The 7,623-nt window shown below is 74.8% G+C and carries 4 protein-coding genes and 1 pseudogene; 3 read left to right on the top strand and 2 right to left on the bottom strand.

Going from position 1 to position 7,623, the window contains the following annotated elements; genetic code table 11:
* Positions 1-271: 271 nt before the first annotated feature.
* Positions 272-655 (bottom strand): hypothetical protein, encoded by a 384-nt coding sequence (locus VGD85_RS15050; RefSeq protein WP_331064251.1) that lies wholly within the window; start codon positions 653-655, stop codon positions 272-274.
* Positions 656-730: 75 nt separating this feature from the next.
* On the bottom strand, positions 731-3,019 hold the full coding sequence (locus tag VGD85_RS15045; protein ID WP_331064250.1) for a DUF6351 family protein: 2,289 nt from the start codon (positions 3,017-3,019) through the stop codon (positions 731-733).
* Positions 3,020-3,210: 191 nt separating this feature from the next.
* Here VGD85_RS15045 and VGD85_RS15040 point away from each other — a divergent pair, with 191 nt between their 5' ends.
* The 3 genes and pseudogenes from VGD85_RS15040 to VGD85_RS15030 form a co-directional block, all read left to right on the top strand.
* A complete protein-coding gene (locus tag VGD85_RS15040) occupies positions 3,211-3,465 on the top strand; it encodes a dsRBD fold-containing protein (protein ID WP_331064249.1) in 255 nt (84 codons plus the stop codon).
* A 104-nt stretch (positions 3,466-3,569) separates the two neighbouring features.
* Positions 3,570-6,818, top strand: a complete 3,249-nt coding sequence (locus tag VGD85_RS15035; RefSeq protein WP_331064248.1) for a response regulator — start codon at positions 3,570-3,572, stop codon at positions 6,816-6,818.
* Between the two features lie 10 nt (positions 6,819-6,828).
* Positions 6,829-7,623 (top strand): annotated as a pseudogene (locus VGD85_RS15030) (hypothetical protein); the annotation flags it as partial.

Raw genomic sequence — 7,623 nt, 5'->3', positions numbered from 1 at the left:
GGCGGGCGCGGGGGGCCGGGCGGGGCCGCACGGGTGCGTCCCGGGGCACGGCCCCGGGTGGGTCACCCGGCGGGTGGCGCAGCTGCGCTCAGCGCAGGCGACACAGCGCCGAACGGACCCGGCAGTGGTCCACGGCGCGGCGGCGGATCAACGGCACCGAGGGCAGGCAGGCGCTCGTCGCCTCGGGCTGCACTCGGGTGATCACGTCCGCGAGTCTACCGGGCGGCCGGTGACCGCCCAGGGCCGATGGTCCCGCGTGGACGCAGGACCCTCAGGCGGTGCGCTCGCGCGGTACGTCGAGCCGCGGGATCCCGCCGAGGCCGAGCCGGTAGCGGACGTGCTCGGCGTACTGCTCGAGGGTGCGCCACAGGGTCTCGTGCGCGACCCAGGGCAGCGGCTCGGCGCCGTGGCGCCAGGTGTCGCCGAACGCGATCCACACCGGCGTCCAGGTGGCGGCGTCGTCCCAGGCGCCGCGGCGGGCCACCAGCATCCGGCGGCGCAGCTGGAACGCGGCACGCGGGCCGTCGACGTAGACCGGCGACGTGGCGACCGGCCACACCCGCAGGTCCAGCGACATCAGGTGCACCTCGAGCTCGTGCAGCACCGCCGGGTCGACCAGCACGGTCGCCACGTTCTCGTGCGGGGCACGCCTCATGCCCGCACGCTGCCTCCTCCACGGCCGCGAGGTCAAGGAGCGAGGTCAAGGAGCGAGGTCAAGGAGTCCGGCCGGCTACTTGCGCAGCATCTCCGCCCACACCGGGCTGACCACGTCGAGGGCCGAGTCGGCCGGCACCGGCGGCAGGTTGCGTCCGCCGTACGCCGGGCCGCCGTCGGCCGCGTCGTAGCGCAGCCAGGTCTGGGCCGGCCCCTGGCCGACGCCGGGCACCGACCAGTCGCAGACGCCGTGCGGGAACGTGGCCTCGAGCGTCGCCCACTGCTCGTCGGTGAACGGGACCAGCAGGCCGTCGAAGTCGGCGCGGTCCAGCGGTGTCAGCCGGCACGCGACCGTGTCGTTGGCGAGCGGGCCGCCGGCCTCCTGGCGCGGGGTGGACAGCCGGGTCTGCAGCACCTGCAGCTCCTCGACGTCGCAGGCGTCGGCGAGCGCGTCGACGACGCACCGGTCCGTGACGTCGGCCGGGCGGTCGCGGGCGACCTTCTCCGCGAGCGGCTCCGGGCCGCGGTCGCGCTCGACGGCCGTCAGCCACCGGTCCATGGCGACCAGCGCCTCGTTGGCCCAGGTCACGTCGCCGATCAGCGGGGTCGGACCGAACCACATCACCCGGTTGTCGGTGTGGCCCTGGTCGGCGAGCAGCCGCTCCTGGGTCCAGAACGCGTGGGCGTAGTCGTGGGCGATGCCCGGGTCGGGCCCGCCGTGGTTGATCATCGCGACCTCGTCGAGGTGGTTGGCCTCGTTGATCAGCCCGGTGCGGTAGGCCCGCGCGATCGAGGCCGGGTCGCCGCTGATCCGCTCCGGCGTGGGCTGGGAGTCCACGTCCAGGCCGCCGAGCTTGGCGTTGAGGTCGACGAACTGGGCGGGCGTGATCGCGCCCGACCGGAGCTCGGCGAGCCCGTAGAGCACGCCGTCGTTGGCGAACGGGATGCCGCCGAAGCCGTGCCCGGCGGCCCGCTCCTGGGGCGTCCACACCGACTCCGGCCGGCGGCCGAGCTGGTTGACGAGCAGGTCGAGGACCGAGCAGCGCACGCCGGCCGGGTTGGTCTCGGAGTCGTAGCGGGTGCTCGGGTCGCCGGGGACCGGGTCGACGGTGCCGGAGCAGTCGTGCTCGGGGTCGAGCGCCGCCTTGAACAGCCCCTCGTCCGCGACGACCGCGTTGACGTGGGAGACGTGGCCCTCGACCTGCGCCATCTGCAGCGGGGTCCACACGACGCCGGGAGCCCAGCGCGACGGGTCCTCGAAGTAGCCCCGCAGCAGGTGGTAGTCCGCGAATTGGGCGCCGGCGGTGAACGTGTCCGGGTAGGAGCAGGTCGTGACCAGCCCCTGGTAGATGCCCGGGTAGGCGTTCGCCACCGTGTGCTGGGCGATCGAGCCGCCCGAGCAGCCGGTGCCGATCGTGTACCGGAGCTCGCCGTACCTCTCGACCAGGCGCTCCTTGGCCATCAGCACCGACTCGGCGTTCATCGCGACGCTGCAGTTGTGGCCGGTGTTGTCGAGCGCGGTGGAGAGTACGGCGAAGCCGCGGCCGAGCGCGGTCACGTAGCTGGGGGTGACCAGCGGGACGCCGTCGAACGTGCCGGAGTAGTCCGCGAGGGGCGGCGAGCCCGGGGCGTAGGAGGCGCCGCAGCCGCCGCCGTGGGTGACCAGCAGCTTGTGGTTCCACTGCCGCTGCGGCGACCACGCCCGCCACGGCTGTCCGGGCCGGAACAGCGTGAGGATCGTGTAGCGGTCGCGGTCCTGGAAGCCCCGCTCGCGGCGGACCACGAACGGCACCTCCACGCCCTGGTCGGTGGTCGTGGTGGCGACGTCCGACGGCGGGTCGTCCGGGTCGTAGGGCTGGAGGTCGGTCCGGGTCGGGTCGGTGGACCTGTAGAGGAAGTCGTAGGTCGCGGGCTCGTTGCACGCGGCGTCGCGCGCGGACTCCTGGCAGCGGTAGTGCTCGGTCTGCGGTCCCGAGAACACCGGCCCGCCGTTGGGGTGGTTGACGATCACCGCACGGTCGCCGGCCACCCCGGTCACGCCGGGCGCGCTCGCCCGCAGCACGTTGCGCCCGACCCGCAGGCCGCGCACGAGACCGAGGAACCGGCCGTCCTCGCGGACCGCGAAGCGACGCGTGACGTCGCGGTCTCCGAGCAGCACCCGGACCCGCCCGGGCCGCACGCCCTTCGGGAGGCGGACCGCGACCAGGGCGTCGCCGCCGGAGATGAGGTCGGCGCGGTTGGAGAGCACCTGGAGGACCAGGGAGCCGCGGGTCGCGGCGGCGGTGCCGGGCGACGGCGAGGCGACCAGCAGGGCGCCCAGCAGCGACGCCACCACACCGAGGACGACCAGGAATCTCGTGCGCATGCCCGGCCAACGACCCAGCCCCGTCGCCGTCACGTCGGGAGTCCCGGGACCGCGCGCCGCCGGGTTCGGGACTCGGGGGACCAAAGGCCTCGCGGCTGCGGTGCGGTAGTCCGTGTCCGGTGCGCCGGGCCGCGGGGTTGACTCGGACGGGGCGAGAACCCGTCCCGAGCGATGGAGGAGACAAGCAGGACATGCAGACCACCACCTGGCACGTCGACATCGAACTGTCCGACGACGGGGACGAGGTCACCGCGGTCGCGATGCTGCGGGCCGACGAGCCGAACGCCGCCCCGAGCATCGGGCTCGGCGCCTGCCACCACGACAGCCTGGACCGCGACCCGGCCCCCGAGTTCGCGCTCGCCGCGCGGCGCTCGCTGGAGAGCCTCAGCACCGCGCTGGGCTACTACTCCCACTCCGAGCAGTACGCCGAGACCGACCAGGCCTGACCCGGACCCGCGCGGACCCTGCCGGCCCACCCGAACGGGTGGGCACGGCACCGCCACGGAGGGGAACTCCTCCGATTCGTCGGGACGTGGGCGATGATCGGTGCATGAGCTCGCAGCAGGACGGCGCCGGGGCCGGTGACCCCGGCCTCGACCTGAGCGCGTTCGAGCTGCTCCCCGACGGCATCTGGATCTTCGACGACCACGGCGTCACGACCTACGCCAACCGCCGGATGGCCCAGATGCTCGACCGGCGCCAGGAGGACATGCCCGGGACCCGCTTCGTCGACTTCTTCGACGCGGCGGGCAGCCCGATCTTCTGGGAGTGGTTCGGGGAGATGCTCCGCACGGGCCAGGGCCGGGAGAACTTCGAGGCCTACTTCTTCCGTCCGGACGGGTCCACGGTGTGGGGCCTGCTCAGCTCGGCGCCCATCCACGACGCGACCGGCCGACGGACCGGCTGGCTGCACCGGGTGGCGCCGTACACGGAGCGCAAGCTGCTCGTCGACAGCCTGCTGGCGAGCGAGCAGCAGCTCGCCCAGGCCCAGCGGGTCGCGCACCTCGGCAGCTGGGAGCGCGACATCGACACCGACGAGATGACCTGGTCCGACGAGATGTACCGGCTGCTGGGCCTGGAGCCGCAGGAGGTCCCGTCCTCGACGGAGCTGCTGTTGTCGTTCGTGCACCCCGACGACCGCGACCTGGTGATCCAGCAGGCCCGTGCCGCCGCCGCGGAGAGCGACGAGTACGCCTACGAGGCCCGCATCCTGCGGCGCGACGGCTCGATCCGGTGGGGTCGCGTGATCGCGTACGTCGAGCGGGACGCGGTCGGCCGCGCGGTGCGCACCGGCGGCACCGTGCAGGACATCACCGACCTGCGGGCCGCCGACGAGCAGGCCGCCGAGGCGACCCGCCGCCTCGAGCTGCTCCAGCAGATGGCGACCGCCGCCAACCTCGCGAGCTCGCTCCAGGAGGCCCTGGTGCTGATGGCGCACGGGCTCCCCGAGCGCACCGGCTGGTTCGCCGTCGGCGCCTGGGCGTGCGGCGACGACGGCCGCCGCGAGCCCGTCGACCTCGCCGACCCGCCCCGGCCACTTGTCGATGTGGCCTTCGACGAGGCGTTGGCGGAGCGGGCCCGGGCGACCGGGGCCCTGGTCGTCGGGCCCGCGCCGGGCCTGGAGGAGACCCACAGCCTGGTGGCGTTCCCGATCACCACCGGCTCGGCGGTGGTGGCGGTGGCCGAGCTGCTCGCCGACGAGGTGCCGCCGGACGCGAACGCCCGCCAGCTCCTCGACCAGGTCGCCGGCCAGCTGTCGGTGGTCGCCGAGCGCGAGCGCAGCGCCACCCAGCTCGCCGAGGCACGAGACGCCGCGATGGAGGCCTCGCGCCTGAAGTCGGAGTTCCTGGCGACGATGAGCCACGAGATCCGCACCCCGATGAACGGCGTCATCGGGCTCACCGACCTGCTGCTGCTCACCGAGCTCGACGACCACCAGCGCCGGCTCGCGGAGAACCTCCAGGGCGCCGGCCTGACCCTGCTCGGGATCATCAACGACATCTTGGACCTCTCGAAGATCGAGGCCGGCAAGCTCGAGCTCGAGCGGGCGGACTTCGAGGTGCGCGCGGTCTTCGACCAGGTCGCCGCCGTGCTCAGCGGCCCCGCGCACGGCAAGGGTCTCGAGCTCGTGGTCGCCTGCCACCCCGACGTACCGACCCACCTGCACGGCGACGCCGTGCGCCTCGGCCAGATCCTCAGCAACCTCGGCTCCAACGCGGTGAAGTTCACCGACCAGGGCGAGGTGGTGATCCGGGCGCGGGTGGCCGCCGAGGACGAGTCCGGGATCCTGCTGCGCGTCGACGTCTCCGACACCGGCGTCGGCATCGCGCCGCATGCTCGCGAGCGGCTCTTCGACGCGTTCACCCAGGCCGACCCGTCGACCACCCGCCGGCACGGCGGCACCGGCCTCGGCCTGGCGATCTCGCGCCAGCTGGCCGCCGCCCTCGGCGGGGACATCTGGGTGGAGAGCGAGCCGGGCCTCGGCAGCACGTTCTCCTTCACCGCCCGGCTCGGCCGCGGCGCCGCCGCGCCCCCGCGCGGCCGTGAGTCGGCGCGCTACCTCTCCGGGCGGCGTGCGCTGGTGGTCGACGACAACGCGACCAACCGGCTGATCCTCGAGGAGCAGCTCTCGGCGTGGCGGATGCGCCCGGTGTCCGTCGCCTCCGCGGCCGGGGCGATCGCTCTCCTGCGCGGCGCCGCGCGGTCCGGGGAGACCTACGACGTGGCGCTGCTCGACCTGATGATGCCGGGCACCGACGGGCTCGAGCTCGCTCGGCAGATCCGGGCGGACCCCGGGCTCGGCGAGCCGGCGCTGCTGCTGCTGACCTCCGACCAGACCGTGAGCCGGCAGGAGGCCGAGGCGGCCGGCATCCAGGTGACGCTGAGCAAGCCGGTGCGCCACGGCGAGCTGCGCACCGCCCTGCTGGACCTGCTCGGCGACACGTCGTCCGAGCCCGGTCCCGCGTCCCCGAGCGAGCCGCGGCTCGGCGTACGGGTGCTGGTCGTGGAGGACAACGAGGTCAACCAGCTGGTCGCCTCGGGCCTGCTCGAGGGCCTCGGGTGCTCGGTCGACGTGGCCTCCGACGGCGTCGAGGCGGTGCGCCTGCTCGGCCGCCCGCACGAGTACGCCGCGGTGCTGATGGACTGCCGGATGCCCCGCCTCGACGGGTACGACGCGACCCGCGAGGTCCGCCGCAGCGAGCCGCCCGGCCAACGGGTCCCGATCATCGCGATGACCGCGTCCGCGATGGAGGGCGAGCGGGAGCGCTGCCTGGCCGCCGGGATGGACGACTTCGTGAGCAAGCCGGTCGACTCGCGCGAGCTCGAGCGGGTGGTGCGCGAGTGGGTGCTGCCCGGCGCCGCGGAGGCCGAGCCCGCGGCGGCGGAGCCCGCGACGGGGAAGCCCGCGACGGGGGAGCCCGGGGACCACGAGCCGGAGGTCCGTCGTGCGGTCCTCGACGCCGCCCGGGTGGCGGTGCTGACCGAGCTGCGCAAGGACGGCGTGACGTTCTTCGAGCGCGCGGCCGCGTCCTTCCTGGGCCGGGTCGGCGACCAGCTGGTCGCGATCCGCGACGCGGTCGCCCGCGACGACGCGATGGCGCTGCTGACCGCCGCCCACCAGCTCAAGGGCAGCGCGCTGAACCTCGGCCTGGAGCGCGTCTCCGACGTCGCGGCCGACCTCGAGACGCTCGGCATCGAGGCGCACACGACCGGCGCCGCCGACCTGCTCCGCCAGCTCACCCACGAGGTCGAGACCGCGGTGGCCGCGCTCCAGCGGGCGACGACGCAGGGCCGCTGAGCGGCAGCCGGTGCGCGTGCTCCCCCGGTTCGAGTCGGCACGGTTCGAGCCTGCCGGTCGGCGACGTCCGGTCGACCTGGTCGTCCCGGGATCCGGGCTCGCCGAGGTCCTCGCGCCGTACGCCGCCGCGACCGGACCGGGCCGCGAGGTCGCCCTCTGCTCGGGCACCGACCGGCTCGGCGCCCGCCGCGACGGCACCGACGCCTGGCTCGAGGTGACCACGGGCGGCCGCACCACCCGGCACCCGGCGACCTCGGCCGGCGGGGCCGGTGGGGCCGCTGCGGACGGTGAGGTCGGTGAGCTCGGGCTGGCCCTCACCGGCACCCACCTCAGCGTGCTCACCCGCGCCCGCGGCGACTGGGTCGTGCGCGGCCGGGTGGACCTGCGCGGCCGGATCGACACCCGCGACGAGGACTGGCTGGCCGGGCTGCGCAGCGACGCCCCGGTGGCCGGCCGGTTCGGCCAGCTGGGGCTGCGCGACGTCCGGCAGGTCAGCCACGCGGACGGCACGGCGTACCGCCCCGACGGCCGGGTCCTGCTCACCGCGACCAGCGCCGGGCCGGGCTTCTTCGACACCGCGCACGCCTCGGTGTGGGCGCTGGACCCCGGCACGCTGGAGCTGACCCACCTGTCCGACCTGTACTTCCGGCGGCCCGACGCCGCCGGGGCGTACGGCGACCACGCGGTGCACCTGCTGCGCGACGACGGCCGCTGGCTGGTCGCGACCAGCACCTGGGGCGACTTCGACCGCGGCGGCCCCGGCGCCACGGTCGCGGTGACGCTCGCCGAGACCGGCGCCGACCTG

Origin of the sequence: Nocardioides sp. (assembly GCF_036401255.1) — a bacterium.
Classification (GTDB): domain Bacteria; phylum Actinomycetota; class Actinomycetes; order Propionibacteriales; family Nocardioidaceae; genus Nocardioides.
Note: the sequence above shows the minus strand (reverse complement) of the source record. Positions and strands in the feature narration are given on the sequence as shown.

Coding starts and splice junctions, on each gene's coding strand:
- VGD85_RS15050 (WP_331064251.1), bottom strand. CDS start 655: ATGAGGCGTGCCCCGCACGAGAACGTGGCGACCGTGCTGGTCGACCCG.
- VGD85_RS15045 (WP_331064250.1), bottom strand. CDS start 3,019: ATGCGCACGAGATTCCTGGTCGTCCTCGGTGTGGTGGCGTCGCTGCTG.
- VGD85_RS15040 (WP_331064249.1), top strand. CDS start 3,211: ATGCAGACCACCACCTGGCACGTCGACATCGAACTGTCCGACGACGGG.
- VGD85_RS15035 (WP_331064248.1), top strand. CDS start 3,570: ATGAGCTCGCAGCAGGACGGCGCCGGGGCCGGTGACCCCGGCCTCGAC.